Annotated in this window: 3 protein-coding genes; all 3 read left to right on the top strand. The window is 59.5% G+C overall.

All coding sequences use genetic code 11. The annotated features are described in order from the left end of the window. The coding region (locus QZT71_RS12145; protein ID WP_295916593.1) for a DUF349 domain-containing protein at positions 1-1,843 on the top strand (1,843 nt) is incomplete at its 5' end. Positions 1,844-1,854: 11 nt separating this feature from the next. Next, the gene (locus QZT71_RS12140; RefSeq protein ID WP_295916591.1) at positions 1,855-3,477 is read left to right on the top strand and encodes a CTP synthase; all 1,623 of its coding nucleotides are present in this window, start codon (positions 1,855-1,857) and stop codon (positions 3,475-3,477) included. A gap of 34 nt (positions 3,478-3,511) precedes the next feature. Continuing rightward, the coding region (locus tag QZT71_RS12135) for a hypothetical protein (RefSeq protein ID WP_295916589.1) at positions 3,512-3,696 on the top strand (185 nt) is incomplete at its 3' end.

The raw sequence follows: 3,696 nt of genomic DNA, 5'->3' as shown, positions 1-3,696 counted from the left end.
CACGGACGAGGAGGCTGCGCTGGCGGCACAGGACGCCGGGCTCGAACTGGAGGGGGAGACGGCCGAGGAGGCCGCTGCCGACCAGTTGGCCGGGGAAGCGCCCGCCGAGGACAAGTTCGCCGGCAGGGGAAAGGAGGAGTTGGTGGCCCTGTTCACGCGGATGCTCGAGGAGCAGCCCGTGCAGTCGATTCGCCGGGATGTCGAGGCATTGAAGATTGCATTCTACCGCATCCGCCGCGCCGAGGTCGAGGCCGCGCGCCGCAAGTTCGTCGAAGAGGGCGGTGCAGAGGAGGATTTCACACCTGCCGTGGACGGTGCCGAGGTGCAGCTCAAGGAGCTGTTCAAGGAGTACCGCCGCCGCCGCGACGAGTTCATAGCCAACCTCGAGGCCGAAAAGGAGAAGAACCTGCAGGTCAAGCTCGGGATTATCGAGGAGCTGAAAGAACTGGTCAATTCGGACGAGACGCTCAACCATACTTTCACGAAGTTCCGCGAATTGCAGCAGCGCTGGAAGGAAACGGGCATCGTGCCCCAGCAGAACGTCAAGGATTTGTGGGAAACCTATAACCTGCACGTCGAGAATTTCTACAGCTTCATCAAAATCAACAAGGAGCTGCGCGACCTCGACCTGAAGAAAAACTACGAGCAGAAGATCGCCCTGTGCGAGCAGGCCGAAGCCCTCGTGCTGGAGCCTTCGGTGGTCGAGGCGTTCCACAAACTGCAGAAACTGCACGACGAGTGGCGCGAAACGGGCCCCGTGGCCAACGAATACAAGGAGACGCTCTGGGAGCGTTTCAAGGCGGCGTCGAGCCGTATCAACAAACAGCACCAGGAGCATTTCGAGTCGCTCAAAGGCGAGCAGGTGCGCAACCTCGAGCTGAAAACGGAACTTTGCGCCGCTACCGAGGAGTTGGCCGCCCAGCCGCTCACGACCCGCAAAGAGTGGAACCGCGCGAGCGACCGCCTGCTGGAAATCCAGAAAACCTGGAAAACCATCGGTTTCGCCCCCAAGAAAGACAACAACCGCATCTACGAGCGTTTCCGTACGGCGTGCGACAGGTTCTTCGAGGCCAAGCGTCAGTTCTATGCCGGCGTGAAGACCGAAATGGAGCACAACCTGCAGCTGAAGACCGAAATCTGCGAAGCCGCCGAGTCGCTGATGAACAGCGAGGAGTGGAAGAAGACCACCGACGAGCTGATTGCCCTGCAGGCCCGCTGGAAAGAGATCGGTGCCGTGTCGCGCCGCCATTCGGATGCCATCTGGAAGCGTTTCCGCGCGGCGTGCGACAAATTCTTCGAGCGCAAGGCTTCGCACTTCGCGAGCGTGGACGGCGAATACGAGGAGAACCTCAAAAACAAGCTGGCCCTGCTGGAAGAGATGGCTGCGGCCGACGTCAAGGCGGGCGGTTACGAGGTCATCCGCGAGTTCCAGCGCCGCTGGGGCGAAATCGGGTTCGTGCCCATCAAGCAGAAAGACGCAATACAGAAACGATACAAGGCGGCCGTCGATGCGCTGTTCAATACGCTGCGCGGCACGGAGCGCGACCGTTCGATGAACCGTTTCCGCGAAAAGGTTTCGTCGCTCAAGTCCGCGGGCAGCAACCGCCTGCGCTCGGAGCGCGAGCGCCTTTATAACAAGGTGCGGCAGCTGGAGCAGGAGATCGGCCTGCTGGAGAACAACATCGGATTCTTCGCCAAGTCGAAGAACGCCGAAGCGCTGGTCGCCGACGTGAAAGCCAAAATCGAACGCGCCCGCGAAGAGATGACCGCAGCCATCGAGAAAGTGAAGCTGATCGACCGGCAGGCGCAGGAGGAAAACCAGGAGCACAACGAAAATAAATAGTAAACAACGTAATGAAACTTTCCAAACCCAAGTACATATTTGTTACGGGCGGCGTGGCTTCGTCGCTCGGCAAGGGTATTATTTCGGCCTCGATTGCCCGCCTGCTGCAGGCACGCGGCTATTCGGTGACCATCCAGAAACTCGACCCCTACATCAACGTCGACCCCGGTACGCTGAACCCCTACGAGCACGGCGAGTGCTACGTGACGGAGGACGGCGCCGAAACCGACCTCGATTTGGGCCACTACGAGCGCTTCACCAACCAGCCTACGTCGAAGGCCAACAACGTCACGACGGGCAAGATTTACAAGAGCGTCATCGAGAAAGAGCGCAAGGGCGAGTACCTGGGCAAGACCGTGCAGGTCATTCCCCACATCACCGACGAAATCAAGCGCCGCATCCAGCTGCTGGCGCAAAAGAAAGTTTACGACGTCATCATTACCGAAATCGGCGGTACGGTGGGCGACATCGAGTCGCTGCCGTTCATCGAGTCGGTGCGCCAGCTGCGCTATTCGCTGGGCTATAAGAGCACGGCCCTGGTGCACCTGACGCTGATTCCCTATATGGCCGCTTCGGGCGAGCTGAAAACCAAGCCGACGCAGCACTCGGTAAAGGCGTTGCTGGAAAACGGCCTGCAGCCCGACATCCTCGTGCTGCGCACGGAGCATCCGCTGTCGACTAATTTGCGCCGCAAGGTGGCGCTGTTCTGCAACGTCGACGCCAATGCCGTGATGGAGTCGATCGACGTGCCGACCATCTACGAAGTGCCGCTGCGCATGCACGACCAGCACCTCGACGAGGTGGTGCTCGACAAGCTGAACCTTCCGGCCGACAAGGAGCCCGACATGGCGGCATGGACGGCGTTCGTCGAGAAGGTGAAGCATCCCGCACGGAAGATCGAGATTGCGTTGGTCGGCAAGTACACCGAACTGCCCGACGCCTATAAGTCGATTTGCGAATCGTTCGTCCACGCCGGCGCCGTGAACGACTGCAAGGTCAAGCTGCGCTATGTCAACTCGGAGAAAATCACGCCGGAGAACGTGGCCGAGAAACTGGGTAAGATGGCCGGTATCCTCGTGGCCCCGGGCTTCGGCAACCGCGGTATCGAGGGCAAGATCGTGGCCGTGCGTTTCGCGCGTGAGAACAACATCCCGTTCCTCGGCATCTGCCTCGGCATGCAGTGCGCCGTGATCGAGTTCGCCCGCAACGTGCTGGGGATGGCCGATGCCAACTCGAGCGAGATGGAAACCACGCCCCATCCGGTGATCGACCTGATGGAGGAGCAGAAGGGCGTGACGGCCAAGGGCGGCACGATGCGCCTGGGCGCCTATCCCTGTACGCTGAAAAAGGGTTCGAAAGTTGCTGCGGCCTACGGCAAACTCAATATTTCGGAACGCCACCGCCACCGCTACGAATTCAACAACGACTACCTCGAGCAGTTCGAAGCCGCCGGCATGCAGGCCGTGGGCATCAATCCCGACACGGGGCTTGTCGAAGTCGTCGAAATCGGGAACCACCCGTGGTTCGTCGGCACGCAGTACCATCCCGAATACAAGAGTACGGTGTTGAGCCCCTCGCCGCTGTTCGTGGCATTCGTGAAAGCGGCGCTCAAGTATGCGTCTGAAAAGAAATAATAATCCGAAACAGAGATAGAACTGAAAATTTTAAATGGATAAAAAATCGATTTTAGGTATTGTCGTCGTTGCGGTGCTCTTCCTGGGCTTCGCTTACTTCAATACCAAACAGCAGGAGAAATACCAGCAGGAGATGGCCGAGTGGCAGGCCTACCAGGATTCGGTGGCCAAAGCCTCGCGTCCGGCAGTTCCCGCCGCCGATGCGGCAGCGAATGCCGC

The sequence above is a fragment of the uncultured Alistipes sp. genome (assembly GCF_902388705.1).
Lineage (GTDB): Bacteria > Bacteroidota > Bacteroidia > Bacteroidales > Rikenellaceae > Alistipes.
Note: the sequence above shows the minus strand (reverse complement) of the source record. Positions and strands in the feature narration are given on the sequence as shown.